Source organism: Mycobacterium asiaticum DSM 44297 (genome assembly GCF_000613245.1).
In the GTDB taxonomy this organism is placed as follows: Bacteria; Actinomycetota; Actinomycetes; order Mycobacteriales; family Mycobacteriaceae; genus Mycobacterium; species Mycobacterium asiaticum.
Window position 1 is genome coordinate 1 of record NZ_HG964940.1, and the last position, 24,119, is coordinate 24,119.

At 65.5% G+C, this 24,119-nt stretch carries 27 protein-coding genes and 5 pseudogenes; 15 read left to right on the forward strand and 17 right to left on the reverse strand.

Annotated elements, in window-relative coordinates; genetic code table 11:
• Positions 1-543: pseudogene (locus BN972_RS29675) on the forward strand (hypothetical protein); the annotation flags it as partial.
• Here BN972_RS29675 and BN972_RS27190 read toward each other — a convergent pair.
• A complete protein-coding gene (locus BN972_RS27190) occupies positions 527-1,036 on the reverse strand; it encodes a DoxX family protein (protein WP_036366121.1) in 510 nt (169 codons plus the stop codon). The pseudogene BN972_RS29675 and the gene BN972_RS27190 overlap by 17 nt on opposite strands.
• 114 nt (positions 1,037-1,150) lie before the next feature.
• Between BN972_RS27190 and BN972_RS27195 the strand changes: the two genes are divergently transcribed.
• Both BN972_RS27195 and BN972_RS27200 read left to right on the forward strand, forming a co-directional pair.
• Positions 1,151-2,782 carry a pyruvate, phosphate dikinase gene (locus tag BN972_RS27195; protein ID WP_051545851.1) on the forward strand — a complete coding sequence of 544 codons (1,632 nt, stop codon included), beginning with the start codon at positions 1,151-1,153 and terminating at the stop codon, positions 2,780-2,782.
• Positions 2,779-3,396, forward strand: a complete 618-nt coding sequence (locus BN972_RS27200) for a hypothetical protein (protein WP_036366125.1) — start codon at positions 2,779-2,781, stop codon at positions 3,394-3,396. Before BN972_RS27195 ends, BN972_RS27200 begins: the two co-directional genes overlap by 4 nt.
• A gap of 1 nt (position 3,397) precedes the next feature.
• On the opposite strand, the gene BN972_RS27205 is transcribed toward BN972_RS27200, so the two are convergent.
• The 3 genes from BN972_RS27205 to BN972_RS27215 form a co-directional block, all read right to left on the reverse strand.
• Complete coding sequence (locus BN972_RS27205) at positions 3,398-4,645, reverse strand: WS/DGAT domain-containing protein (protein WP_099051250.1); 1,248 nt, start codon at positions 4,643-4,645, stop codon at positions 3,398-3,400.
• Between the two features lie 4 nt (positions 4,646-4,649).
• A complete protein-coding gene (locus tag BN972_RS27210) occupies positions 4,650-5,555 on the reverse strand; it encodes an alpha/beta fold hydrolase (RefSeq protein ID WP_036366248.1) in 906 nt (301 codons plus the stop codon).
• Between the two features lie 105 nt (positions 5,556-5,660).
• The gene (locus tag BN972_RS27215) at positions 5,661-6,134 is read right to left on the reverse strand and encodes a VOC family protein (RefSeq protein ID WP_036366128.1); all 474 of its coding nucleotides are present in this window, start codon (positions 6,132-6,134) and stop codon (positions 5,661-5,663) included.
• Between the two features lie 106 nt (positions 6,135-6,240).
• On the opposite strand from BN972_RS27215, the gene BN972_RS27220 reads away from it, so the two are divergent.
• Genes BN972_RS27220 through BN972_RS27235 form a run of 4 tightly spaced genes read left to right on the forward strand, consistent with a single transcriptional unit; the run spans position 6,241 to position 9,774 of the window.
• Complete coding sequence (locus tag BN972_RS27220; RefSeq protein ID WP_036366251.1) at positions 6,241-7,104, forward strand: SDR family NAD(P)-dependent oxidoreductase; 864 nt, start codon at positions 6,241-6,243, stop codon at positions 7,102-7,104.
• A gap of 53 nt (positions 7,105-7,157) precedes the next feature.
• A complete protein-coding gene (locus tag BN972_RS27225) occupies positions 7,158-8,228 on the forward strand; it encodes an NAD(P)H-dependent amine dehydrogenase family protein (protein WP_036366132.1) in 1,071 nt (356 codons plus the stop codon).
• Entirely contained in the window at positions 8,225-8,860 is a 636-nt protein-coding gene (locus BN972_RS27230; RefSeq protein ID WP_036366135.1) for a TetR/AcrR family transcriptional regulator, read from the forward strand. The genes BN972_RS27225 and BN972_RS27230 overlap by 4 nt, the downstream gene beginning before the upstream one ends.
• The gene (locus BN972_RS27235; protein ID WP_051545852.1) at positions 8,857-9,774 is read left to right on the forward strand and encodes an alpha/beta fold hydrolase; all 918 of its coding nucleotides are present in this window, start codon (positions 8,857-8,859) and stop codon (positions 9,772-9,774) included. Before BN972_RS27230 ends, BN972_RS27235 begins: the two co-directional genes overlap by 4 nt.
• 51 nt (positions 9,775-9,825) lie before the next feature.
• Here BN972_RS27235 and gnd read toward each other — a convergent pair whose 3' ends face one another.
• Complete coding sequence (gnd, locus tag BN972_RS27240) at positions 9,826-10,848, reverse strand: phosphogluconate dehydrogenase (NAD(+)-dependent, decarboxylating) (RefSeq protein ID WP_036366139.1); 1,023 nt, start codon at positions 10,846-10,848, stop codon at positions 9,826-9,828.
• Between the two features lie 13 nt (positions 10,849-10,861).
• A complete protein-coding gene (locus tag BN972_RS27245) occupies positions 10,862-12,265 on the reverse strand; it encodes a glucose-6-phosphate dehydrogenase (protein WP_036366142.1) in 1,404 nt (467 codons plus the stop codon).
• 118 nt (positions 12,266-12,383) lie between these two features.
• On the opposite strand from BN972_RS27245, the gene BN972_RS27250 reads away from it, so the two are divergent.
• A complete protein-coding gene (locus BN972_RS27250; protein WP_036366145.1) occupies positions 12,384-13,208 on the forward strand; it encodes an adenylate/guanylate cyclase domain-containing protein in 825 nt (274 codons plus the stop codon).
• On the opposite strand, the gene BN972_RS27255 is transcribed toward BN972_RS27250, so the two are convergent.
• Positions 13,169-13,366, reverse strand: a complete 198-nt coding sequence (locus tag BN972_RS27255) for a hypothetical protein (protein WP_036366148.1) — start codon at positions 13,364-13,366, stop codon at positions 13,169-13,171. The two genes, BN972_RS27250 and BN972_RS27255, sit on opposite strands and share 40 nt — an antisense overlap.
• Positions 13,367-13,408: 42 nt before the next feature.
• Here BN972_RS27255 and BN972_RS27260 point away from each other — a divergent pair, with 42 nt between their 5' ends.
• Positions 13,409-14,101 (forward strand): hypothetical protein, encoded by a 693-nt coding sequence (locus tag BN972_RS27260; protein ID WP_036366151.1) that lies wholly within the window; start codon positions 13,409-13,411, stop codon positions 14,099-14,101.
• Between the two features lie 10 nt (positions 14,102-14,111).
• Here BN972_RS27260 and BN972_RS27265 read toward each other — a convergent pair whose 3' ends face one another.
• From BN972_RS27265 to BN972_RS28645, 5 genes and pseudogenes are all read right to left on the reverse strand, one after another.
• On the reverse strand, positions 14,112-14,624 hold the full coding sequence (locus BN972_RS27265) for an OsmC family protein (RefSeq protein ID WP_036366154.1): 513 nt from the start codon (positions 14,622-14,624) through the stop codon (positions 14,112-14,114).
• A 344-nt stretch (positions 14,625-14,968) separates the two neighbouring features.
• Positions 14,969-15,489, reverse strand: a pseudogene (locus tag BN972_RS27270) (hypothetical protein); the annotation flags it as partial.
• 308 nt (positions 15,490-15,797) lie between these two features.
• The gene (locus BN972_RS27275) at positions 15,798-16,349 is read right to left on the reverse strand and encodes a VOC family protein (protein WP_036366157.1); all 552 of its coding nucleotides are present in this window, start codon (positions 16,347-16,349) and stop codon (positions 15,798-15,800) included.
• Between the two features lie 57 nt (positions 16,350-16,406).
• Complete coding sequence (locus BN972_RS27280; protein ID WP_036366160.1) at positions 16,407-16,772, reverse strand: hypothetical protein; 366 nt, start codon at positions 16,770-16,772, stop codon at positions 16,407-16,409.
• A gap of 26 nt (positions 16,773-16,798) precedes the next feature.
• Entirely contained in the window at positions 16,799-17,179 is a 381-nt protein-coding gene (locus BN972_RS28645) for a hypothetical protein (RefSeq protein ID WP_235192616.1), read from the reverse strand.
• A 122-nt stretch (positions 17,180-17,301) separates the two neighbouring features.
• Here BN972_RS28645 and BN972_RS27285 point away from each other — a divergent pair, with 122 nt between their 5' ends.
• A complete protein-coding gene (locus BN972_RS27285) occupies positions 17,302-17,691 on the forward strand; it encodes a DUF732 domain-containing protein (protein WP_036366162.1) in 390 nt (129 codons plus the stop codon).
• 20 nt (positions 17,692-17,711) lie between these two features.
• Here the strand turns inward: BN972_RS27285 and BN972_RS27290 are convergent, their stop codons facing one another.
• Both BN972_RS27290 and BN972_RS27295 read right to left on the reverse strand, forming a co-directional pair.
• Positions 17,712-18,110, reverse strand: a complete 399-nt coding sequence (locus tag BN972_RS27290; protein ID WP_036366261.1) for a VOC family protein — start codon at positions 18,108-18,110, stop codon at positions 17,712-17,714.
• A gap of 202 nt (positions 18,111-18,312) precedes the next feature.
• Positions 18,313-19,074 (reverse strand): membrane protein, encoded by a 762-nt coding sequence (locus tag BN972_RS27295; protein WP_036366265.1) that lies wholly within the window; start codon positions 19,072-19,074, stop codon positions 18,313-18,315.
• Positions 19,075-19,216: 142 nt separating this feature from the next.
• On the opposite strand from BN972_RS27295, the pseudogene BN972_RS30735 reads away from it, so the two are divergent.
• The 3 genes and pseudogenes from BN972_RS30735 to arr all read left to right on the forward strand — a co-directional run.
• Positions 19,217-19,375, forward strand: a pseudogene (locus tag BN972_RS30735) (TetR/AcrR family transcriptional regulator); the annotation flags it as partial.
• Positions 19,376-19,819, forward strand: a complete 444-nt coding sequence (locus BN972_RS27300; RefSeq protein WP_235192618.1) for a TetR/AcrR family transcriptional regulator — start codon at positions 19,376-19,378, stop codon at positions 19,817-19,819.
• A 97-nt stretch (positions 19,820-19,916) separates the two neighbouring features.
• On the forward strand, positions 19,917-20,324 hold the full coding sequence (arr, locus tag BN972_RS27305; protein ID WP_390176243.1) for an NAD(+)--rifampin ADP-ribosyltransferase: 408 nt from the start codon (positions 19,917-19,919) through the stop codon (positions 20,322-20,324).
• Here arr and arsB read toward each other — a convergent pair.
• Both arsB and BN972_RS30035 read right to left on the reverse strand, forming a co-directional pair.
• Positions 20,321-21,818, reverse strand: a pseudogene (gene arsB / locus BN972_RS27315) (ACR3 family arsenite efflux transporter). The gene arr and the pseudogene arsB overlap by 4 nt on opposite strands.
• Positions 21,819-21,894: 76 nt before the next feature.
• A pseudogene (locus tag BN972_RS30035) lies at positions 21,895-22,273 on the reverse strand (ArsI/CadI family heavy metal resistance metalloenzyme); the annotation flags it as partial.
• A 93-nt stretch (positions 22,274-22,366) separates the two neighbouring features.
• On the opposite strand from BN972_RS30035, the gene BN972_RS27325 reads away from it, so the two are divergent.
• On the forward strand, positions 22,367-22,726 hold the full coding sequence (locus tag BN972_RS27325) for an Rv2640c family ArsR-like transcriptional regulator (protein WP_036366270.1): 360 nt from the start codon (positions 22,367-22,369) through the stop codon (positions 22,724-22,726).
• A 97-nt stretch (positions 22,727-22,823) separates the two neighbouring features.
• On the opposite strand, the gene BN972_RS27960 is transcribed toward BN972_RS27325, so the two are convergent.
• Positions 22,824-23,216, reverse strand: a complete 393-nt coding sequence (locus BN972_RS27960) for a limonene-1,2-epoxide hydrolase family protein (protein ID WP_051545854.1) — start codon at positions 23,214-23,216, stop codon at positions 22,824-22,826.
• 119 nt (positions 23,217-23,335) lie between these two features.
• On the opposite strand from BN972_RS27960, the gene BN972_RS27335 reads away from it, so the two are divergent.
• The coding region (locus BN972_RS27335) for a PE family protein (protein WP_148305423.1) at positions 23,336-24,119 on the forward strand (784 nt) is incomplete at its 3' end.

The window sequence follows — 24,119 nt, forward strand, 5'->3', positions numbered from 1 at the left end:
CCTCACCACCGGCGGCACCGGCGGGCACGGCGGCAGCGCCGGGATCCTTTCCGCTGGACCCGCCGGCGGCGCGGGAGGCAGCGGCGGCGGCGCCAACAACGGCACCGGGGGGACCGGCGGGGCCGGCGGCAACGGCGGCTTTCTGTTCGGCTCCGGCGGGACCGGCGGCAACGGCGGTGAGGGCTGTTCGCCTCCCACGGGGGCGCCGGCGGCGCCGGCGGAAACGCCGGTCTCCTCAACGGCTCCGGCGGCGCCGGGGGCGCCGCTGGTGCGGGCGGCCCGAACCCGAACACCATCGGCGGCCTCGGGGGCGCCGGCGGCAAAGCCGGAGCCATCGGCAACGGCGGTGATGGCGGTGCCGGTGGGGCCGGGTCCGGCGCCGGCGGCGGGGGCGGCAACGGCGGCTCGAACAATGGAGGCGTGCTGATCGGCACCGGCGGCAACGGCGGAAACGGTGGAACCGGCACACCGCCGGGCGGCCCCGGCACCGGCGGCACCGGCGGGCTACTGCTTGGTCAGGACGGCCTTACGCCGATTCTTTGACCGGCGGGCGGTAAAAGATCAGCAACTGGCCGACGGCACCGGCCAAGCCCAGGCCCAGCGAGATCGCCAAGCCGTGCCAGCCGTCGAACCAGTTCTTGCCGAAGATCAGGTAGTCCAGGCTGAGCTTCCCGGCACCCAGGGTGGCGACGACCACCGCGCTCAGGGCCAGCACCAGGTTGTACTCCCAGCCCTCCTTGACGATGAAGAATCCGTTGGCGCGGTGCACGGTCCAGGCCGCGACGATCATCAGCGACACAAAGCCGGCCGCCGGGATCGGGGTGAGCAGCCCGGCCGCCAGCCCCAGCCCGGCCGCGGTCTCGGTGGTCGCGGCGACGGTGGCATGGAACTTGCCCGGCTTCATCCCGATGCTCTCGAACCACCGCGCGGTGCCCGGTATGCGCCCGCCGCCGAAGAATTTGTTCAAACCGTGCGCGGCCAACGTCAGGCCCAACACCAGCCGCAGGATCAGCAACCCGAGATCGTAGGGAGTCATAGCGTCAAAACTAGAGCATCGGGCATAGCTGTGACAGCAGCGGCGGAGCGGCCGGGCAAGGCAACCCGTGTGGGACCATTGCAGGCGTTCCGGCAACGACCAGGGGGTGCAAGGATGGCTCGTCTTGCGCGTCGCCACGCCCCCTCAGCAGGCATCCTGCGCGACCCCGTCGTGTTGCTCGACGGCCATGCCCAGCTGCCACGAGAGATTCTGGGCAACAAGGGTCATGGCATCGACACCATGCGCCGTCGCAATTTGCCGGTACCTCCCGCGTTCTGCATCACCACCGAGGTCGGGTTGCGTTATCTCGCCGAGCCCGGACCGACGATCGACGCGATCTGGGAGCACGTCCTGAACGGGATTCGCTGGCTGGAAGACCAAACCGCGCGCACATTCGGTCGAGGTCCGCGCCCGTTGCTGGTCAGCGTGCGTTCGGGCGCCACCCAGTCGATGCCCGGGATGATGGACACGATCCTGGACCTAGGTATCAATGACACCGTCGAGCGGGCGCTGGCCGCGACCACCACTACCGAGTTTGCCCGCGACACCCGCCGCCGGTTCGGCCGGCTTTACCGGCGCACCGTGTCGGGCAGCGACGCCGGCCCGGAACCCCCGCAAGATCCATATGCTCAACTTCGGGCGGGCGTCGAAGCCGTTTTCGCCTCGTGGAATTCCCCCCGCGCCATCGCCTACCGCGAACACCACGGCCTCGACGACCGAAGCGGCACGGCGGTGGTGGTGCAGGCAATGGTGTTCGGCAACCAGGTCCCGAAGTCCGGTGCGGGCGTGCTGTCTTCTCGCAATCCGATCACCGGCGCCGAGGATCCTTTTGGCGAGTGGCTACCCGGCGGCCAGGGCGACGATGTCGTGTCCGGCCTCGTCGACGTGGAGCCTATCGCCGCGCTGCGTGCTGAGCTGCCGGGCGTATACGAGGAGTTGATGGCGGCCGCCCAGCGCCTCGAGCGGCTTAACGCAGACGTGCAGGAAATCGAATTCACGGTCGAGGACGGCAAATTGTGGCTGCTGCAAACGCGCAGCGCCGAACGCTCGGCGCACGCCGCGGTGCGGTTGGCGCTGCAGCTGCGCCGGGAAGGCCTCATCGACGACGCCGAAACGCTGCGCCGGGTGACTCCATCAGACGTCCAGGCGGTGCTGCAGCCGGCTCTGCAACCCGAAAGTCGGTTGGCGGCACCGCTGTTGGCCAAGGGTCTGCCCGCATGCCCGGGCATCGCGGCCGGCACGGCGTACACCGACGTCGACGAGGCGCTCAGCGCCGCCGACCGGGGCGAACCTGTCATCCTGGTGTGCGACCACACCAGGCCCGAGGACGTGTTGGGAATGCTTGCCGCACAAGGCATCGTCACCGAGATCGGCGGAGCGGCGAGCCACGCGGCGGTGGTCAGCCGCGAGCTCGGCAGGGTCGCCGTGGTGGGCTGCGGCCACGGGGTCGCCGCGGCATTGACCGGCAGGCAGATCACCGTGGACGGCTACGAAGGTGAAGTACGGCAAGGCATCCTGGATTTGACGGTCTGGTCGCAGGACGACACGCCGGAGTTGCGGGAGTTGGCTGAGATCGCGATGGCCGTCAGCCCACTGCGCGCGCACGCGCGCGGCGACCACCCCATTCTGGCGGACGCGTCGGAGGCGGCGGCCCGCGCGGCTCTGAAAGCCGGGCACACCGACGTTGTCTCGCCCGCGCCACTGATCACCATGCTGCACGCCATCCGCGTGAAGGCCGAGCGATGAGTGAACTCTCTGTGCTGCAGGCGGTCCGGTTGAAAGGCCGGGTGCGCCTGCCCGACCTGGCCGCTACCTTGGCGGCCAGCAGCGCCGCCGACGAGACCGCGGTGGCCGAGACGGTTCGCCAACTGGCCGCCGCCGGGCTGCTGGTCGAGGGTCCCACCGTGCGGATCACCGCTGAGGGCCGCGCCCGGCTTGCCGAGTTGCTCACCGCCGAACGCGACGGCGCCGACGCGACCGTGCTGGCCACCAAATACGCCGAATTCGGTTTGGTGAATACCGATTTCAAGACACTGATTACCGACTGGCAACTCCGGGACGGCCAACCCAACAGTCATGACGACGCCGAGTACGACGCCGCGGTGCTGGCCCGTCTGGACGCAGTGCATGAGCGGGTCTTGCCGATCATCGCAGCGGTGACGGCGCAATTGCCGAGGCTCGCCGGTTACCCGGCCAAGTTGAGCGCGGCCCTGGAGAAGGTGAAGCGTGGCGAAATTGCCTGGCTGACAAGGCCGCTCATCGATTCCTATCACACCGTGTGGTTCGAGTTGCACGAGGAATTGATTCTGGCCGTCGGTTTGACCCGCGAAGAAGCGGCCAGATCCGGTGACGCGCAATGAGTTACAGCGCCGCGTCCAATACCCGCAGATAGCCGTCGATATCGGTCATCGCCGACCGCGCGGCGTGCACACTGATCGCCACCGTGTCGCCGATGCCATGCACCCCGTGGGTTAAGCCCATCACACTCGACAGTGCGGGATAGCCGGCGGTGAGCGTCACCGGGGCGCCCCCGAAACGCAAATCGTCCGCACCGCGGTTCACGCTGGACACCACCGTATTGCCGGCCACCTGTGTCGGCCGGACGTCGGGGTCGAACTGCGATACGCCCCAACGCAACAACGCTGCGGGCACCGCGGCGAAAGCCCGGTCGCTCGCCCGGGTCGCGGGATGCTCGAACCGGCGGCGCGAATTGGCGAGGTCACCCGTGATCCGCGCTATTCGGTCAGCCCGCGCCAAAGCTGGGTATAGCCCCACCACTGCGTTGCCGAAATGGTTGTATGCCCGCGGCGCACCGGGTTTGGCCATCGGCACCTCGGCGCCCAACGAATCCGTCTCGCCACCAAGCCATTCCGCCAGCGCCTCGGCAACGCTGGCCAGCACCCCGACCGTGACGGTCGGACCGAATATCTGCCCGCGCCGTCGCACCAGCGTGCGCACCGCACGGTCGGCGCCGGGCCGGGCGTTCGTGGCTACCAGCGGCCGCAGCCCAACCCCCGGTGCCACCAGCCCCGCGTCGGTGTCACGCACCAGTTGGCGGTGGGCGCGCGCCGCCGCAACCACCAGCCGGGGCGGAAACCCGGCCGGCGTCGCGGCGATGGTGGGTACCGGCGCCGGACGGCCGAACAGCCACGCCGCCATGGCCGACGCCCGGGCGCCGTCCCCCAGCGCGTGCGCGACCTGCAGGACCGCAACGGCACCGGGCCCCGACACCCCCGGAATGCCGCACACCGGTGCGAAAACGTGCAGCCGCCACGCCATCTGCCGAATATCCAACTGGTGGGCGGCCAGGCCGACCACCGCGGCCAAACAGCCGTCCCAGTCGTCACTCGGCTCGCCCAACTCGTGATGCACTATCTGATCCGGCTGGACCGGCGTGGGCACCCAGCGCGGATACCGCGCCGGGCAGTCATCGGCGACCCGCATGCTCAGGTCTGCGCAGGCGCGCGCCCGCCCGCGCACGCGGTCGACAGCCAAGTCCAGGTCATCGGGTTCACCATCGAACGCATACAGCAGGAACTGGTCGCTCGGAACCTTGGCCGACATCCAGTAGAACTGGGCGTCGACGGCAGCCATCCGGTGCCCGATCACCACCTCAGCGGGGCGAACCGACGAACGTCAGAACCAGGTTGGCGACCTTGTCCGGCTGCTCGAGCTGAAGGAAGTGTCCGGCATGCGAGACGACCGAAACCTCGCTGCCCGCAGGCAATATCGGCTCCACCCAGTGCGTGAAAGCCGCCGTCATACAGCCGTCGTCTTGACCGTGCAGGTACAGCGTCGACAGCTGCGGCGGCTCCGTCCAGTAGCGGTGCAACTCCGCATACTGCGTTGGCGGCCGGGTGTTGCGGATTGTGGCCCGGTACGGGCCCAGCGCCGCGCGCCAACTCTCCGGCGTCCCGATCGCGGCGTCGACGTGGCGCAGATCCTCGTCGGCCCGGTAGCCCGGGGACCAGCGCCGCCATAGCAGCGGCACCACCCACGATGCGGACCGCTCCGGCAGCAGGGGCAACTGGAAGTAGCTGATGTACCAGCTGCGCAGCACCTGACGCGCCAACTCGCGGGCCAACCGGCCGCGGTCGGATACCCCACCCCGCGGACGGAACGCTCCCGACGGAGGCACCGACATGATGACCGCCTTGGCGAACGGGCTTTCCGGCATGGCAGCCAGGCCCGTGGCGGCGATCGCCCCCCAGTCGTGACCGATGATCACGTCCTGATCGGTGCCGCCCGCCGCCGCCCGCACCCGAAGGGCATCGTCCATCAACGCCCCGATGTGGTAGCTCCTGTCGACCGGAATGTCCGACGGCGCGTAACCGCGCATGAAGGGCGCGACAACCCGCCAACCGGAATCGGCAAGTCGCGGTGCGAGTTTGCGCCACCCGTACGCGGTATCGGGAAATCCGTGCAAACACAAGGCGATCGGGGCATCATTCGGCCCCCAGGTGAGCGCCTTCAGGTCACCGTTGGGGCCCTTCACGTCGATCCAGCCTGGTTCAGACAACTCGACTCCTGTTCGCCGTTCGCTCGACCAGTCCAACGTAACCGGACGTCGACGGGACGCGGAAGGGTGACCTCGGCCGCGCCTACCTCGACCAGGCAGAACAGCTCAGACTTGGGCAACCGCCTGCTCGAGATCGGCGATGATGATCTTGCTCATGCCGTGCATAGCCCTGGTAGCGGCGGCGGCCCGGGCGGGATCGGGGTCGTTGACCAATTCCATCAGTCGGGCCGGCACAATCTGCCAGCTCAGGCCGAAGCGGTCCTTGAGCCAGCCGCACTCCGATTCCGTCCCGCCCTCGACAAGGCGGTTCCAGTAGTAATCCACCTCTTCTTGATCTTTGCAGTCGACGGTGAACGACACGGCCTCGTCGAAGGTGAACACCGGGCCGCCGTTGAGCCCAATGAACCGGATACCGTCCAGCACGAATGACCCGAACGCAACCGAACCCGGCTCACCCGGCCCGACTTCGGTGTAGCGGGTGTATCCCTCAACGTAAGAGTTCGGAAACACCGAGGTGTAGAACTCCGCCGCCTCTTCCAAGTTGTCGTCGAACCATAGTGAGGGCGTGATCGTCGGCATTGGCCGCCTCCTTTTCTGTCTGGTCTCCTCGAAAGAGGCAGACCGTGGCGGGGCCGGAAACTCATCGGCGCTTGCCGAAAAAGATTACAAGTGTAATTATCCATCGGTGGGCTCGCTGGACGGCAAAGTCGCCGTCGTCACCGGAACCAGCCGTGGGGTCGGCGTCGGCATCGCGCATGAATTGCTGCGGGCGGGGGCCACCGTGATCGGCTGTTCGCGCACACCGCTGGACGCGCTGCCCGGCGTCGATGCTGATCCGCAGTGGGTGCGACGCAGCGCTCAAATGGTCTGTGACCAAGCCGATTACCGCGCGATCGACGCCTTCGTACAGCAGGTCGCCGACCGCTATGGCCGGATCGACATCCTGGTCAACAACGCCGGCGGCACGGTGCCGGCACCACAGGTCGACGACATCCCCGAGCTGGTGCAACGGCTGCAAGGCGCACCACGCAGCGCCGACGATTTCGAACGCACCGCGTTGTTCCACGCGTTCGCGGTGCAGATGAACCTGATCAGCCCAATGTGGTTCGCGATCCGCGCCTACCGGCAGATGAAGACCCAAGACGGCACCGGATGCATCGTCAACATCTCCAGCGGTGCGAGTCACCCGGCGGGCTCCCCCACGCTGGTGTCCTACGGAGCCGCCAAGGCCGGGCTCAACCACCTGACCCGCTCACTCGCGCAGGAATGGGGTCCCAAGGTGCGGGTGAACTGCGTGGCCCTGGGTCCGACGATCACTGACAACTTCCGGGCGTTCGTACTCAACAAGGACGACCCGACCGGAACCGAGTATTTCGCCAAGGTGCCGATGAAGCGCGGGGGCGAACCCGCCGAAGTCGGCCGGACGGTCGTCTTTCTGGCTTCGGGCACAGCCGATTTCATCAACGGCACCACGATTGAGATCGACGGCGGCATGCTGCCGGGCGTGCTGTACGAAGCGGGCCTCAAGACCATCACGGACCTGATGTGAGGAGATTGCAGTGACCTATGACCGGACCTGTGCCCCTTGCGCAAGGTATTGATATGAGCCGCAGGGTCATTCAGTACGCGACGGGCAATGTCGGCCGGCACGCGTTGCGGATGCTGATCGAGCGGGAAGACCTGGAGTTGGTCGGTGTGCACGCATCCAGCCCCGGCAAGGTGGGACGGGATGCCGCGGAGTTGTGCGGGCTGTCCACGCCGACCGGCGTGCTGGCCACCGACGACGTCGAGGCTCTGGTAGCACTGAAGGCCGACTGTATGGTTTACACGTCGCAAGCGGAGACCCGGCCCAGGGAAGCCATCAAGGAGATCGCCGGATTTCTGCGGGCCGGGACCAACGTGGTCGGCTCCTCGTTCGTGTGGATGGTGGCGCCCGAGCAGGCCGGCGAGTGGTTGCGAGACCCTTTGCAGCGGGCCTGCACCGAGGGTGATGCGACGCTTTACATCAATGGGGTCGACCCGGGCTTCTCCGGCGACACCCTGGCGTATACCGCGCTGAGCCTGGCCGAACGCGCGACCAGCATCACGGTGCAGGAGATCTGTGACTACGCCAGCTACGACGATGCCGAATTCACCGGTGTCAGTTTCGGATTCGGGACGTCACCGGATCACACGCCGGTCATGTTCTCACCTGGCGTGCTCACCTCGATGTGGGGAGTTCAGGTACGCAGCCTGGCGCAGGATCTCGGCGTCGAACTCGACGAGGTGCGGGAGCGCTGCGAAAAGTGGGTGACGCCCGAGCCGATCGACTGCGTGATGATGCACGTCGACCCCGGACAGGTCGCCGCGGTCCGGTTCGGCGTGGACGGGATCCGCGACGGCAAGACAGTGATCACGATGGAGCACGTCAACCGACTCGGTGCGACGGCCGCGCCGGACTGGGCGTACCCGCCGGACGGCCGGCCCGGGGTGCACCGGGTGGTCGTCGAGGGCAGTCCGGGCGTCGAAATCAACACCCACCTGGGCGGGCACATTGATCACAACCAAGGCGGTGTCATCGCCACGGCAGCGCGGGTGGTCAACCTCATCGAGGCGGTCTGCCGCGCGCCCAGCGGAATACTGGCCGCCCATGACCTTCGGCCGCTCGACCACCTGCACGGCGTGATGCGGTGAGGGCACGCAGGCCGGCCGGTGGAACCCAGGCCCGCGCCGAACGCAGTCGCCAGGCGGTCATCGACGAAACGGTGAGCTACGTACTACAAGAGGGATTCGCTCCACCCAGTATCAGGCAGATCACCGAGCGCGCCGGAATGACTTGGGGTGCAGTCCAATACCATTTCGGCGATCTGCACGGAATCCTGATGGCCGTGGTGGACAAGGGATTCGCGGAATTGCTCGACACACTCGACGAACTGCCGGGCCGGGCGGCGCAAATCGCGCCCGAAGACCGTCCCGCCTTCGTCGTCGAGGCGGTGTGGCAGGCGTTCTCCAGCCCGACGTCGATGGCGGCTCTGGAAATCCTGATCGCCACCCGCAGCGCACGCACCGCGACCGCCAACGCCCATCTGGCGGCAATGTCGGCGCGGATGGCCGATATCGGACAGCACCTGGGGACCGATCTGGCGCCCTCGCAGGCGACCCGCCTCGGCAAGCTGATTTGGAGCACCGTGCGCGGCATGGTCGCACTACAGCTGACTTGGCCCAAGCCGTTGGACAGCAGCCGAGACCGCCAGATGCTCGTCGAAGTCATCACCGCATACCTCGCCAATCAGCAACCCGAACCGAACGAAAGGCTCACCACATGAGCAGCAGCCCACAAACGGTCGAGTTTTCCGGGGTGGACGCCATCACCCTGGTGGCCGACGAATGGAACCGCGGCGCCGCCACGGCGGCCGAACGGCCCACCATCCTGATGCTGCATGGCGGCGGACAGAATCGCTTCTCCTGGAAGAACACCGGACAGATCCTGGCGGACGACGGCTTTCACGTCGTCGCCATCGACACCCGCGGGCACGGCGACAGCGACCGCGCACCGGACGCCGACTACGACGTCGAGACGCTGACCGCCGACGTCATGCACGTCCTGGATGCGATCGGCCGACCGGTGGTGATCATCGGGGCCAGCATGGGCGGGTTGACCGGCATCCTGGTTGCGCACCGGGCCGGCCCCGACAAGGTGACCAAGCTGGTGCTCGTCGACGTGGTGCCGCGATTCGAGAAGGACGGCAGCGCGCGTATCCGCGAATTCATGATGACCAACATCGACGGCTTCGCCTCGCTAGAGGAGGCCGCCGACGCCGTCGCCGCATATCTACCGCACCGGACCAAGCCCCGCAGCCCGGAGGGACTCAAGAAGAACCTGCGCCAGCGCGACGGGCGATGGTACTGGCACTGGGATCCCGCGTTCATGACGAAACCGGGTGACGACCCCGAATTGCGCACCGAGGGCTTCGAGGAGGCCGCGGCCAACCTGTCCATCCCAGTGCTGCTGATCCGAGGCAAGCTGTCCGACGTCGTCAGCCTCGAAGGCGTGGAGCATTTCCTGACCCAGGTGCCGCGCGCGGAATTCGTCGAACTGTCCAACGCGGGACACACCGCGGCGGGCGACGACAACGATGCCTTCAGCGACGCTGTGGTGGCGTTCGTGGAGCGGGCGGAGGCCACCGGCGGGCACCCCTCTGGCGCCGAGCGTGCAACTCCCGACGCGACACGCCGCTGAGCCGTCGCGTGTTGCACTCTCGGCGGGGGCGGCGGGGCGGAGGCTGCGTCGCTAGTTGGCCGGTTTCTCGGCGTGGCCGCCGAACTGCTTGCGCATCGCCGACAGTGCCTTGTTCGCGAAATCGTCGAGGTCGCGGGAGGCGAAACGGGACTGCAGGGCGGTCGTGAGCACCGGCGCGGGAACGCCCTCGTCGATTGCCGCGATGGAAGTCCACCGGCCTTCACCCGAATCCGATACGCGTCCGGAGAACTCCTTGAGGTCGGGCGACTCACGCAGTGCGCTAGCGGTCAGATCCAGCAGCCAGGAGCCGATCACGCTGCCCCGGCGCCACACTTCGGCGACGTCGGGAATGTCGAAGTTGTATTGGTAGAACTCGGGATTCGACAGCGGCGCGGTTTCGGCATCGCCCTGCTCGATGCGGGTGCCGATGTCGGCGTTGCGCAAGATGTTCAAGCCCTCGGCCAACGATGCCATCATCCCGTACTCAATTCCGTTGTGCACCATCTTGACGAAGTGGCCCGCGCCGGCCGGCCCGCAATACAGGTAACCCTGCTCCGGTTGCGCGACCTGCCCCTCGCGACCCGGCGTGCGCGGGGCCGCATCGACACCCGGCGCGACGGTGGCGAAGATCGGCTCGGCGTGGTCGAAGGCGTCCGAATCGCCGCCGATCATCAGGCAGTAACCGCGTTCGCGGCCCCACACACCGCCGCTGGTACCGCAGTCCAGTAGCCGGATACCCTTGTTGGACAACGTTTCCGCGTGCCGGATGTCATCACGATAATAGGAATTGCCACCATCGATCACGATATCGCCGGACTCGAGGGTATCGGCCAGTTCGTCGATCACCCCGGTAGTTATGGTCCCCGCGGGCACCATCACCCAGACCACGCGCGGAGCGGTGAGCTTGTCCCGCAGCTCGGCCACCGAGGAGACGCCGGTGACGTTGTCCTCGCCGGCCATTGCCTCGACCGCGTCCGGGCTGTGGTCGTAGACGACGCATTCGTGCCCGCCCTTGGCCACTCGGCGGACGATGTTGGAGCCCATCCGGCCCAGACCGATCATGCCCAGCTGCATAGCTTTTCGCTCCTCACTTGCCCGAGTTCTTGGGCATCCACGGCTCTTGCCAGGGGTGGTGACCTTCCAGCAGCGCGTCCGCGGCGTCCGGTCCCCAGGTGTCGCAATCGTAGGGATGGATTTCACCAGGATTGTCCAACAGCGGCTGGACGATGCGCCACGTGTGTTCGATGCTGTCGATCCGAGCGAAGTGCTGATGGTCCCCGGTCAAGGCGGAGTGAAACAAGCGCTCGTAGGGCCGTTCGGGTTCGCCGAGGTCCTCGGCGAACGAGGAGTCCAGGTGGACGTCATGCCAGCCGTCGTGCACCTTGCCCGAAAGCTGAAGGCGCATACCCGGATCCGGGTCGACGCGCAGCACGATCTGATTGGGCTCGGCGGGTTTGGCCACGGGCAAAAAGCACAGGCCGGGAGTGCGCCGCAGCAACAGCCGCACCTCGGTGACCTTTTCGGGCAGGCACTTTCCGGCGCGCAGGAACACCGGCACCCCAGCCCAGCGCCAGTTGTCGATCTCGGTGCGCAGCGCGACGAAGGTCTCGGTCTGCGAATCCTCCGGCACTTCCGGGATATCGGTGTAGCCGCGGTACTGACCGCGGACGCAATGCTCGGGCTGCAATGCCGGAATGGCCCGCAGCACCTCGGCCTTCTTGTCATTCAGGTCGTCGGCGCTCGACCCGACCGGCGGCTCCATCGCGACCAGCGCGAGGACTTGCAGCAGATGGTTCTGCACCACGTCACGCAGCGCACCAACGGCGTCGTAAAACTTGCCGCGAGTCTCCACGCCGAAATTCTCGCCCATAGTGATCTGGATGGCGGCGACGCTGTCGCGGTCCCACAGTCTCGCCAGTGCGATGTTCGCGAACCGCAGGAACTCCAGTTCGACGACGGGCTGCTTGCCGAGAAAGTGGTCGACCCGCATGATCTGCTTCTCGTCCAGCACCGCGCGCAACCGGGTGTTCAGCTCGCACGCGGAGTCGTAGTCGTGGCCGAACGGCTTCTCCACGGCCACCCGCGCATGCTCCAGCAGGCCCACCTCGCCGAGGTTCTCCACGATCGGGGCGAACAACGTCGGCGGCATCTCCAAGTAGAACAACGGCCGGCGCGCGGATTTGATGTGTTCGGCCAGCTCCTGGTAGAGCCCGCGGTCAGTGACGTCTCCGTGCAGATAGGACAACCGGTCTGCCAACCGGTCGAACGTTGCGTCGTCGACCTTCTCGCTGGCGTCGTCGAGGGCTTCCCGGGCGAGCGCGACCAGCTTGTCCACCGACAACTCGTCGCTCGCGACGCCCAGGATCGGACAGTCCAGCAGCTCGCGGCTCTCTAATCGGTACAGCGCGCGGAACGTCATTTTTCGCGCCAGATCGCCGGTGAGGCCGAAGATCACAAACAGATCTGAGTCGTCGCACTCGCCATCGGCCAATTCCCCACCTCCAGGACGTCAAATTGGCTTCTAGAGACTGCTTCCCCGCGGCGACCAAACTCAACCCTAGACATCGCCGATTCGCCCGACAAGAACGATGCCAGGCCGCCCTGAGAGGATGGCCCGCATGAGCGATCCGCTTCATCTGGCCCTCTATGCCCTCAGCGGTCTCGCAGCGATCGAGGCCGCCGGGCTCGTCGCGCTCGCGGTGCTACTCAAGCGCAGTCGTGCGGAACTGGACGAGTTGCGGCAACGCACCGACGTCGGCCGCCGGATCTGGTCAGGCGGCCGGGAGACCGTCAAGACGCTGTGGAACACCGCCAACCTGATGCGCAAGGAAGGTTTCGGTGCCGTGGTGCGCAGCTCGATCGAGGACCTCGCGGACTGGGCGGAGGTGGAACGACCCGACTTGGCGCGGGTCACTCCGGACGGCCGGGTGGTGATTCTGTTCTCCGACATCGAGGAGTCCACCGCCCTCAACGAGCGGATCGGCGACCGCGCCTGGGTCAAACTGATTGGCGCGCACGACAAATTGGTTCAGGAACGGGTGCGCAAACGCGAGGGGCACATCGTCAAGAGCCAGGGTGACGGATACATGGTCGCCTTCTCCCGCGCCGAGCATGCGGTGCGGTGTGGTATCGACATCCAGCAGGCATTGGACAAAGACGCAAAACGCAAGCGGCACCACGATATTCGGGTCCGCATCGGGATCCACATGGGCCGCTCGGTACGCCGCGGCGACGACCTGTTCGGCCGCAACGTCGCGATGGCGGCCCGAGTTGCCGCGAAGGCCGAAGGCGGTCAGATCCTGGTGAGCGAGCCCGTCCGGGATGCCGTTGCGGAGTGCGACGGAATCGGTTTCGACGACGGCCGCGAAGTCGAGTTGAAAGGTTTCTCCGGTAGTTACCGGTTGTTCGCGGTCGAGGCCGAATCCGATTCGTAGCCGCCGGCCTCGGATTCGGCCAGCCGCTGGTGCAGTCGAGCCCGGATCTCGTCCGGGGTATAAGCCCGCCGTTTGCGTTGATCGCGCACCACCAACGCACCACCGGCGACCACGCCTGCGACGCCGGCCAGCCCGACCCACTTCCAAATGTTGCGCATGAGCACAGGCTAACGCGGCCTTTCTCCCCTTAGAGTGCTCTGGTGGACTCGAGCACGCTCACGTTGGACCAAGCGCTGGCCGAAACGCGGACCGGCGACCTGTGGCTGTTCCGTGGGGTTTCCGGACCCGACCGCGCCATCCAGACGTTGACGAACGCCCCGGTGAACCACGTCGGCATGACGGTCGCGATCGACGATCTGCCGCCGTTGATCTGGCACGCCGAACTGGGCGACAAGCTGGTCGACATGTGGACCGGAACCAATCACCGCGGCGTGCAACTCAACGACGCCCGACAGGTTTACCAGCGGTGGACAGAGCGCTACCACCAACGGTGCTGGTTCCGCCAGCTGACTCCATACGCCAACCGCGAGCAGGAGAACGAACTGCTGCGGGTGATCGCCCGGATGAACGGCACCGCGTTTCCGACCACCGCGCGGCTGACCGGGCGCTGGCTGCGCGGGCGGCTGCCCACCGTCAATGATTGGTTCCGCGGAATTCCTCTGGTGGAGAAGAAAGTTCAAGAACGTACCGAGCGACGCAAGTCGGAACAGCGCAAGATGGGCCTGGAGACAGCCTATTGCGCCGAGACCGTGGCGATCACTTACGAGGAGATGGGGTTGCTGGTGACCGATAAGGACACCAACTGGTTCGACCCCGGCAAGTTCTGGAGCGGAGACACGCTGCCGTTGGCGCCGGGATATGAGCTGGGCAAGGAGATCTCCGTCGTCAACTGACCGTTTTTGGTCAGCCGAGCTCCACGCGCGTGCTCACCGGCGTGGGATTACGGGTCAGATCCAGCACCGGACAGTGGGCGTCGACGGCGTCCTGCAGCTCGCGGTAACGCTCCAGCGTGTCGGGCCCCTTGACCTTGACCACCACCCGGACTTCGCCGAATCCGGCGCGGACGCTGTCATCCAGCCCGAAGAACCCCTGCACGTCGAGGTCGCCCTCGGCGTGCGCGGTGATCTCGTCGACCGCGATGCCGAGCTTCTCGGCGTAGAACCGCCAGGTCACGATCTGACAGGACAACAGCGAGGCCAGGTAGTACTCGACCGGATTGGGGGCCTTGCCTTCGCCGCCGAGCAGCGGTGGCTCGTCGACCTCGACACGATATGGACCGAGGTTGACGGTGCTGGCCACCGCATCGTGGGCGGTAGCCGACGCCCGGAAGACCACCTGCGCGTTCGCCCTGTCAACGGCAACTGCATCTTGGGTTGCGCTGATGACGCCGCCCAGGTGGGTGGTCGAGGTGGTCATGCTCGCTCCTATCGGCGGGTGTCAGGGCAATCCTAGAAGAGCGTAGTAAGAGTGGCCGGGTTCGATCGAGGCTACGGCTCAGCATGAATTGAACAGTCAATTCACGTGAAATACACAGAAACTCGAAAGCTGGGGAATTTCGTTTGGACAGTCGGCTTTTGATATAAATCACGCCCGGCGGCGTATTGTGAGGCAGCCCACAATACGCCGGCCGGGCGTTAGCTGAATTTGCTCAGTGTGTGTCGATCTGGTTATGCGTCCGCCATTCCGGGGGCGCCCGGCAGGCCGGCTTCAGGCCCGGGTTCGGGTGCCGGTTCGGGCGCCGGCGGGGCGAGCTCGGGGGCGGGTGGCGCGAACTCGGGAGCCGGCTCGGGGGCAACGGCATCGACGAGTTCGACGGGCGCCTCGGGTGCCGGCAGCTCGCCTTCCGGCAGGTCCAAGTCCATCGGCAGGAACATATGGTGGGTAAATCCTGCCTGGTAGGCCCCAGCGCCGCCGATCCGGACGCCGCCGCCCTCACCACTGGACACAGGGGTGCCGTCCGGCAGAGTGACGGCCGTGTGGCCACCGTTCCAGCCGATCACCAAAGCGTTGGGGGCCGTCCCGTACTGGAAGCCGCGGGCCGCTAATGCGGCCTCTTCGTTACCCGTGTTGAACCGGCTACCGAACACCGGCCGCTCGACCGCGGCATTTGCCACCCACGAGGCCAAACCCGAACAATCGGTGCCGGCCGGCGAATCGCCACCGGGAACATAGGGCGTCCCGGAAACCTGATTAACGAGCGCCAATAGCGTTGCTAGAGCAATCATGAGCCGGACGCTACCCAAATTATGAATAGGAAATCAAAATTTGTGGCGCTAATCACGGATTAACGAAAATGTGGGTTGACCTGCATATACAGCAGCAAAGTCACGCAATAACTTAGAAAGTGCAACAGAAGTGATTACTGTGGCAGATGCTAACGCTCAGCAAATTACTTGAGACGGGTGTGGCGCTCTTGAAGTGCTGCTTCTCCGTCGACGAATGGTTACCGCAAATTGAGTACGTCAACGTTGGCGGGGTGGGCGCCGGCCCGGCGGGCTGCGACGGCATCTCGGGCACTCCGCCCGAACCCCGCCGACGCCAGCCTCTGCCCGCGCACGGACCGCGGCCGGGGTGCAAACCTCGCCGTCTTCACCGTCGCGGCAGGCTCCGCCTCGCCTGCCAGGTAACACCGGGCACCGTCTTCGCCAAGTCCGCACGACTCTTGGCGAATGCGTTGATCGCGCGGTAGGAAGACCAAACTTGGCGTGGCGTAGGGATTTTCGGCACCCAGGTCAACTCCCAGTGGATCCCGTTGATCGGGTCGTCGAAGAACACCGCGAAATAGCCCGGCCAGTACTGCGGGTACTCCTGCGGTTCGTCGGTGACGAGAACGCCTCGCTCAAGCAGGAATTCGCGGTGGAAGCGGTCGACCTCATCTCTTCCGCGGGCCCACAGCGCGATGTGATTGACCCCGACAGCCTGGTCGCTGTGCGTCAACCTCTCGCCGGTCCGCGCCGGTTGAATGCCGATGTAGCTGTGCGGGTTGATATACCGGGTGAAGTAGTAGATCGACTGGTACTCCATGTTCAATGACGAGAAGCTGTCATAGCCCAGCCAGCCGAACATCGCGTCGTAAAACTCGATCGACGCGTCGTAGTCCAAGACCGCGAACTCGACGTGATTAATTCCCCGCCACCGCATAGGCCCTCCCCAGTCGGACTACGCAGTGTAGTACTAGGCCGGGGTCGCCGGTAGTCGTCAGACCTGGTCTTCGTCCAACCGACGTCGGGTCTCCGCCACCGCCCGCCTTATCTCGGCGTTCTCCCGCTCGGCCTCGGCATTCTGTCGCCGCGCCAGATCGTCGACACGCTGCAGGCGCGCGCGCTCGCGCTCGGCGGTCGCACCTTCTCGGATGTCCGCACGGGCCTCTCGTTCGTCCGCCACGGCTTCGCGCTCATCGGCGATCCGGTCCCGCTCGTCGGCAACCCGATCGCGTTCGTCGGCGACTCGCTCGCGCCGGCTCGCCTCGTCCTCGCGCCGCGCGATAGCCAGCTCGCGCTGCTCGAGCTCATTGACGCGAGGTTCGGATTCTTTTGACGGGTCGGTACGCTCCCGAGCCACCATGCACCTCACCATAACGCCACATGAGATCAGACGGGCGTCCAGATGTTGTTGTTCCAGAATCCCCAGCTATTGGCGGTGGGATTCCACATCAATTTGGCCCCGGGTGCCCACGTGGGTTGTGGCGGCCTCGGCGGGGCCCACCCCGGCGGGGGACCCCATGGGCCCCAGCCCGCCATCGCGCCCTGGCCGGTTGGTCCATGCCAGTCGTGGCATTGATTCCAGTCCCAGTTGTAAATGTCGTCCCAGCCCGGATCCCAGAAATCACCAGGACACCAGTGGTTACTGGGCAGCGGTGCCGGGAACGCCTGGGCCGATGGGCCGCCGGCACATCCGAGCGCAGCCAACACCAACACCAGCACGCCGGTGAACCGGACCAGCCACGGGATAGCTCGCGTTGAAGTCGTCATCCGTCAAGGATTTCCCCACCTGGGTGGCCAGGCAAGTGCTGATCTCGACTCATCTGCGCTTTTGGGCTGGCTAAAATGCCGTTACGGCCAGCAGCGGGCCGGATGCAACCGGAGGGGGCCTCATGCTGAGGAAAGTCGCGGCGGCAATCGCCGTCGCCGTCGCCTTGGCCGCGCCGGCGTACGCGGACCCCGCCGACGACGCGTTCATCGCCAATCTCAGCACCTCGGGCATGAATTTCGGTGCGCCGGACAAGGCCATCCAGGTCGCGAAGAATGTGGTCTGTGGGTCGCTGAAAGACAACCCCAGCACCAGCAACGCGGACCTGATCGCCAAGGTGACCAGCGCGACCAGTTGGCCGACGCTCAACGCCGCCTACTTCACCGGCGCCGCCATCCAGGCCTACTGCCCGCAGTACGGCTCGCTGACGCCACCGAGCGTCCCGAGCAAGGTCCCGACCGCCCCGAATACGACGCCATCGGCCCCCCCAACCCCATCTGTGCAGTCGGCGTAGCGATAGCTCGACGCGCCAGATCACAGTGCAAACTTGGCCCGGGCCTGGTCGGTTACCGGAGTGAAGAGATTGACGAGGTTCCCGTCCGGGTCTCGGAACAACAGCGCGCGATTGCCCCATGGCATCGTGGTCGGCTCGGTCACCACCTGATCGACCACTCCGCGGAGCCGCTCGTACTCGGCGTCGACGTCGTCGACGAGGAACTCGATGATCGCCGTGCGGTTGGAAGCCGGCTCGGCGGACCCGTGCCCGAACAGCGGAACGGTCTTGTCACTGCCGATGGCCAGCGTGCCGACGGGCGTGGGAATCTCCGCAAAGAGCTCGTTTCCCCAGACGGCCGTCGCCTCCGCGACCGTCTCGTAGAACGAGACGAGCCGTTTCACATCGGCGGTGATGATGCGGGTTGAAACGAATTTCATCAGGGTCTCTCCTCGGGGTGCGGCCGACAGCTCGCCCACGGGCTGGGCGGACCACATGCTAGGTACGCCCACCGACAAGACCTTTCAGGGCTGCGCCGATTGAGACAGTAAGAACTCCGGTTCGAAGCGCGAATCCCCCCGCGGGCCGCACCCGTGATGGCGCGTCGTTACGCCGGCGCTTGTCCGAACACTCCGATCGGGGTCAGAACTTCACCGCGAGGTCTTGGCGGGCGAGCCGACGGACGCCCCAGAAGTAGGTGACGAATGGCATGGTGCACCACAAGAGGTTGAGGACTACGAATTTGATCCACATCTCGACCGGAGTGGACATGCTTTCCAGCTTGTTCGCGATCTCGACCCCGAAGTAGACCGCAGGCAGCGTGACCTCCACGATCATCCCGCCCATGATGAACGAGAGCCCAGTGTTGGTGAACCGCTTGCCGTTTCGGAAGAATTGAACCATCGCATAGGCCTCGAAAAGTCCGACGAAAAAGGCGATCCACTCAAGGACGACGATGAGCGGGTCGCCGTTGAGGTAGCGGGCGTCGCCGCCGAGCAGGATGGGCGCCCACATGTATGTCCAGAGCGCACCATGCTTGACGCCATCCCTGATCTGGTCGAAGAACAACAGCCACGGTAGTTCCCAGATGAAGCGTGGGATTAGCGCGATGAAGACCCAGACGATCACCATCGCGCTGAGTCGTTCCGCCCTGGTGCGGTCCCGTTGGTCGGGCAACGGTAGCCACGGCATCACCAGTGCGGTCAGGAAGCAACCCACCACGACAACCACCAGTGAGGTAGATGCGACGACATGGGATACCCCGGCGTGAAACTCGAGATACCAGAACACGATATGGACGACGAAGAAGAACGCCAGGACGCCGAAGAGTGACTTCTGCAGTGACGAGAATCCGGGCTTGTCCGAGAGACGCTTTTTGCCCTCGGCACTGATCGTCTCAGTCATGGGTAGCACTTTCTGCCCGAGACCGTTGGCTGCACGATCAAAAGCATGGCACATGCCATGTTTTGGACGCATGGTTCACCTTCGGGCGGTGTCTTAAGCTGCTTTCGATGAGGCAACGCGGTGGGCAGGACGGATCGCGGCGGTGACCCCCGGCAGACGCACCGCTCCGCGTCGCCCGCTCGCTGGTCGACAGCAGCGGGGGGACCGAACCCGAGAGTTACTGATAGACGAGACCGTCCGGTGTATCCGAGAGGAAGGCTTCTCGGCGGCTAGTGCTCGGCACATCATTGAGCGCGCCGGCGTGAGTTGGGGTGTCATCCAACATCACTTCGGAGATCGGGACGGCCTGCTGACTGCGGTGATAGAAGATGCGGTCGACCGTCTCGTCGCCTCACTGGAGGAGTTGGCCGACCCAGAGCGGGCCATCGACACCGAAGCTTTGGTACGGGCGACCTGGGCGGCATTCGCCAACCCAAAGGCGATGGCGGGGTTGGAGATTCTCATCGCGGCCAAGGACTTACGGGGCGGCCTAGGCGGACAACACATGGAACGACTAGGTGCGGCGCTGGCGGCGTTGATCGCTCGCCTGAACACCGGGACCAACGGTGAACATGCTGTGGCGTTGGGCATGTTGCTGTGGACAACGCCGGTAGCGATGATGCTTGCCGAAATGTTCTCCACTCCTCCGCTAACCAAAAGCGAGGCCCAGAAAGCTATCGCCAAGCTGATTGACGAGCATCGCTGAGCCATTGTTGTGATATTCAACTCCGACGTCTGCGCTGATCCGCGAAACTGATTGCCACACAGTCTTTTAGGTCCAATTTGACGTGGATTGATAGCCTGTGGCGGTGACTGAGGCGCTGGACGGGGGACCCTTCTTTCACGGCACCAAGGCTGACCTGCGGATCGGAGATCTGCTCACCGCCGGTTACCGCTCCAATTACCGGCCCGAGATCGTGATGAATCACATCTACTTCACCGCGTTGCGCGACGGCGCGGGCCTTGCCGCCGAACTCGCCCCCGGCGATTCAGAGCCGCGGGTCTATGTGGTCGAGCCGACGGGGGAGTTCGAGAACGATCCGAATGTCACCGACAAGAAGTTCCCCGGCAACCCCACCCGCTCATACCGCAGCAAGGAACCGCTGCGAATCGTCGGCGAGGTCACCGATTGGACGCGACTGACACCCGAAGCGCTCCGAATGTGGCGGGAGCGGCTGGCCGTGCTCCATCGCGGCGAGATCCTCAACTAGCTCAACAAACCTAATTCGTCTGCAAGAGCACGGACGCGGCGTTCGATCTCGTCTCGGATCGGTCGCACGTCTTCGAGCTGTCGGCCCGCCGGATCGGGCAGGACCCATTCCTGGTAGCGAAGTCCCGGCAGGACGGGGCAAGTGTCGCCGCAGCCCATGGTGACGACGAGCTGCACAGCTTCCAGTACGTCCATGGTCCATGGTTTGGGCCGCTCGCTGGCGATGTCGATGCCCTTCTCCGCCATGGCCGCAACGGCGGCGGGGTTCACCTGCTGCGCGGGTTCTGAGCCACCCGAGTACACCGTGACGCGGTCCCCCGCAATGTGTTTGAGGAATCCCATCGCCATCTGGGATCGCCCGGCGTTGTGGGTGCAGAGGAACAGTACGGCCGGCTTGGTATCAGGCATCGCTCGACGCCTGACGGGTCTGTCGGGTCGGGGTATCGGCGAACCGGTTGCGTAGGAGCAATGACACGTAGACGAGGCCGACCAACACCGGGACTTCGATCAGTGGGCCGACGACGCCGGCCAGCGCCTGGCCCGACGTAGCACCGTAGGTGGCGATAGCGACGGCGATGGCGAGTTCGAAGTTGTTGCCCGCTGCGGTGAACGCCAGCGTGGTGGTGCGTGGATAGCCCAGGCCGAGGGCCGCACCCAGGAGGTAGCCGCCTCCCCACATCACCGCGAAGTAGACGAGCAGCGGGATGGCGATGCGGAGCACGTCGAGCGGCCGGTTGGTGATCTGCTCGCCCTGCAACGCGAACAAGACGACGATAGTGAACAGCAGGCCGTACAGCGCCAACGGACCGATCCTGGGTAAGAAACGAGTCTCGTACCAATAACGGCCCTTGGTTTTCTCCCCGAGCCGTCGCGACAGGTAGCCCGCGAGCAGAGGTATGCCAAGGAAGATGAGAACCGATTCGGCGATCTGCCGTGGCGATGTATTGATGGTCGTCGTTTCGAGTCCCAGCCATCCCGGCAGAACGGACAGATAAAACCATCCGAGGACCGCGAACATGGCAACCTGGAACAGCGAGTTCAGCGCCACCAGTACCGCCGCGGCTTCTCGATCGCCGCAAGCGAGATCGTTCCAGATGATGACCATGGCGATGCATCGGGCCAGTCCGACGATGATCAGGCCGGTGCGGTACTCGGGCAACTCCGGGATCAGCAGCCACGCCAGCGCGAACATCAGCGCGGGACCGATAACCCAATTCAGGACAAGGGAACTCAGCAACAGTTTGCGGTCGCCGGTAACGGTGTCGAGTCGGTCGTAGCGGACTTTCGCGAGCACCGGGTACATCATGACCAGCAAGCCGAGTGCGATGGGCAATGAAATACCCCGCACTGCACCGCTATTGAGTGCCGCATTGAAGGCGGGAACGAACCGTCCCAACAGCAGACCGGCCACCATCGCGAGGCCGATCCACACCGGGAGGAAGCGGTCGAGCGTCGACAGCTTGCCGGCGACGACCACTTCGTCTCCGCCGTCCAACCGCTGTGTGACGCTGTGGCGGGTGCGTTGGCGGTGCAGCAGGTTTGCGGTTGACTGTCGTCGGAAGCGGGCGAGTCGGCCCCGAACGTGTCGGAGTCGGCAAGCACGGTGTAGACCTCCCACTTCTCGTCCGCCGGGCCGGTCACCCACACCTTGTCCTGCCTGGCGAAGCAGCACGTTGTCCCGATTTCTTCTTCGGTGAACAAACCTTCGTCGGCAAGGCGGGCAATCTCGGAGTGGACCGCTGCACTGGACTCGACCTCCACGCCGAGGTGGTTGAGAGTTCCTCCGTGGCCGGGGTTTTCGATGAGCACCAGTTTCAACGGAGGTTCGGCGACGGCGAAGTTGGCGTAGCCCGGCTTCACCTTCGCAGGCGGGGTGTCGAAGAGCTTGGAGTAGAACGCGACGGCCTGGTCGAGGTCGTCCACATTGAGGGCTAATTGGACTCGGGACATGGCTGCCTACCTTTACGGCTTATGTCGAACTAGTTGCCGTTGATCGTGCCTACCTTTTCGATATTTGTCAACAAGGTGTGGCATCATGGACTGGTGCCCAAGACATTGCCCGAGGTGGATGTTTCCGCACCGGTGTGCTGCGCGCCCGTCGCCGCCGGTCCGGTGAGCGGCGACGCGGCATTGGAGATCGCGTTGCGGCTCAAGGCTTTAGCCGATCCGGTGCGGGTCAAGCTGATGTCGCTGTTGTTCAGCAGCGGCGCCGGGGAAGAGTGCAGTTCTGACCTCGCAGCGGCGGTAGGGCTGGCGGAGTCAACCGTGAGCCATCATCTGTCCCAACTGCGCCGCGCGGGATTCGTCGAGTCCAACCGACGCGGCATGAACGTCTACCACCGCGCCCGCCATGAGTCGCTTATCGCCTTGTGTTCGGTCCTGGACCCGAGCTGCTGCGGCTGACGCGAGACTCCGACCGCGTCAATGCCTTCCGGCGCTAGACGTTGAACCGGAATTCACCACGTCGCCGTCCCTCTAGGCGCCGGGCCGACGATCTGCGTCACGGAACGTCGAAGTAGTCGCGCCAGGCGGTGATCTTGTCGTCTCTCACCTCGAAGGCGCCCATACAACGGGCGGAGATCTTGTTGCCGCCATAGACCATCTCATCGATACGCTCGGTCAACACAACGTTGCCGTTGACGGCAATGTTCAGAAGCCGCAACCCAGCCGATTCCATCCGCCGGGCGTATCCCTCGACGGCTGCGCGAATCTCGGTGTGTCCGTGGTGAGCGATCACCGGCGCCTCGAAGCGGTTGATCTTCGGAAAACGGCCAAAGCGGGCTTGCTCAGAATGATCGGACCACCCAAACCACCACCAGATTCGTCGTCTCCATGGCCCGCGGTTCTCCAGGTCGACGCGCGTGATCCCCTGGATCGTGTCCCTCGGCTTCATCGGCCGATTCTAGGGTCGCTGAGCATTAACCCCAATCGCTGTCTATCGGGTTCAATGCGGCGTACGCTGCTGAAACGCTTTGTGTGCATTTGATATGGACGCGATGGCAGGAGGATGTGATGTCACACCTGGTAGCGGTCCCGGATTTGATGGCGTCGGCGGCGTCGGATTTGGCGACGATCCGTTCGACAATCGCCACTGCCAATGCGGCAGCCGCGGCCCAGACGGCGTCGCTTTTGCCCGCCGCCGCCGATGAGGTGTCGGCGGCAATCGCCGCGATCTTTGAAGCGCAGGCGCAGTCCTATCAGGCGCTGAGCGCGCAGGCTGCGGCGTTTCACACCCAATTTGCACAGGCTTTGAGCGCCGGTGCCGCCTCGTATACGAGCGCCGAAGCGGCCAACGCGCAGACCCTGCTGCAGGAGGCGCTCAACCTGATCAATGCGCCCACCAACCTGCTGTTGGGAACCCCTTTGATCGGCAACGGCACCGATGGCGCACCGGGAACCGGGCAACCCGGCGGCCCGGGCGGACTGTTATGGGGCAACGGCGGTAATGGCGGATCCGGCGCGGCGGGGCAGCCCGGCGGCCGCGGCGGTAACGCCTGGTTGTTCGGCAACGGCGGCCAGGGCGGGGCCGGCGGGGCCGGAACCACTGGGACCCCCGGCTCGGCGGCCACCAGCACCCCCGGCGGCACCGGCGGTGCCGGCGGTGTGGGCGGAGCGGGAGGCAATGGCGGGCTGATCATTGGCAACGGCGGTGCCGGCGGCCTGGGTGGTGTTGGCGGCCAGGGCGGCGCCGGTGGCCTCGGTATCGCCGGCTCGGTCGCGGGCCCCTCTCTCAACGGCGGTAACGGCACTGACGGCGGCAATGGGGGCGCCGGCGGCGGCGGCGGGGCCGGCGGCC

Bases quoted from the DNA above. Each gene is read 5' to 3' on its own strand.
- BN972_RS27190 (WP_036366121.1), bottom strand. From the start codon at position 1,036: ATGACTCCCTACGATCTCGGGTTGCTGATCCTGCGGCTGGTGTTGGGC.
- BN972_RS27195 (WP_051545851.1), top strand. From the start codon at position 1,151: ATGGCTCGTCTTGCGCGTCGCCACGCCCCCTCAGCAGGCATCCTGCGC.
- BN972_RS27200 (WP_036366125.1), top strand. From the start codon at position 2,779: ATGAGTGAACTCTCTGTGCTGCAGGCGGTCCGGTTGAAAGGCCGGGTG.
- BN972_RS27215 (WP_036366128.1), bottom strand. From the start codon at position 6,134: ATGCCGACGATCACGCCCTCACTATGGTTCGACGACAACTTGGAAGAG.
- BN972_RS27225 (WP_036366132.1), top strand. From the start codon at position 7,158: ATGAGCCGCAGGGTCATTCAGTACGCGACGGGCAATGTCGGCCGGCAC.
- BN972_RS27235 (WP_051545852.1), top strand. From the start codon at position 8,857: ATGAGCAGCAGCCCACAAACGGTCGAGTTTTCCGGGGTGGACGCCATC.
- gnd (WP_036366139.1), bottom strand. From the start codon at position 10,848: ATGCAGCTGGGCATGATCGGTCTGGGCCGGATGGGCTCCAACATCGTC.
- BN972_RS27250 (WP_036366145.1), top strand. From the start codon at position 12,384: ATGGCCCGCATGAGCGATCCGCTTCATCTGGCCCTCTATGCCCTCAGC.
- BN972_RS27255 (WP_036366148.1), bottom strand. From the start codon at position 13,366: ATGCGCAACATTTGGAAGTGGGTCGGGCTGGCCGGCGTCGCAGGCGTG.
- BN972_RS27265 (WP_036366154.1), bottom strand. From the start codon at position 14,624: ATGACCACCTCGACCACCCACCTGGGCGGCGTCATCAGCGCAACCCAA.
- BN972_RS27275 (WP_036366157.1), bottom strand. From the start codon at position 16,349: ATGCGGTGGCGGGGAATTAATCACGTCGAGTTCGCGGTCTTGGACTAC.
- BN972_RS27280 (WP_036366160.1), bottom strand. From the start codon at position 16,772: ATGGTGGCTCGGGAGCGTACCGACCCGTCAAAAGAATCCGAACCTCGC.
- BN972_RS28645 (WP_235192616.1), bottom strand. From the start codon at position 17,179: ATGACGACTTCAACGCGAGCTATCCCGTGGCTGGTCCGGTTCACCGGC.
- BN972_RS27285 (WP_036366162.1), top strand. From the start codon at position 17,302: ATGCTGAGGAAAGTCGCGGCGGCAATCGCCGTCGCCGTCGCCTTGGCC.
- BN972_RS27290 (WP_036366261.1), bottom strand. From the start codon at position 18,110: ATGAAATTCGTTTCAACCCGCATCATCACCGCCGATGTGAAACGGCTC.
- BN972_RS27295 (WP_036366265.1), bottom strand. From the start codon at position 19,074: ATGACTGAGACGATCAGTGCCGAGGGCAAAAAGCGTCTCTCGGACAAG.
- BN972_RS27960 (WP_051545854.1), bottom strand. From the start codon at position 23,216: ATGAAGCCGAGGGACACGATCCAGGGGATCACGCGCGTCGACCTGGAG.